A 287-nucleotide genomic window follows, 5' to 3' on the forward strand; every position below is an offset into this window, starting at 1 on the left:
GAGCCGTATCTAAAGTAAATCCGGTTGCTGGGTCTACTAATTGTAAATATGTTGGAGAGGCTAGATTAACATCTACAACATAAAACCTATTGGTGGTATTTGGAGAATATATATATAGATGCCCATTTAAATCAACGTCTCCTACTAAAAATCCTGTTGCTGGAAGATTAGGGATTGCAAAAATAGTGGTAGTTAATTCTGTATTAATACGTGCGATACTCCCTGGTACTGGCGTGCCGCCGGCCCAAAGAGTATTATCTAAAACACTAAATCCGAGTGCATTATAG

At 38.3% G+C, this 287-nt stretch carries 1 protein-coding gene; it reads right to left on the minus strand.

Features of this window, described 5'->3' with window-relative positions; genetic code table 11:
* The coding region (locus SB822_RS56370) for a DUF6923 family protein (protein ID WP_410859013.1) at nt 1-287 on the minus strand (287 nt) is incomplete at both ends.

Origin of the sequence: Paraburkholderia sp. SIMBA_054 (assembly GCF_046534875.1) — a bacterium.
In the GTDB taxonomy this organism is placed as follows: domain Bacteria; phylum Pseudomonadota; class Gammaproteobacteria; order Burkholderiales; family Burkholderiaceae; genus Paraburkholderia; species Paraburkholderia hospita.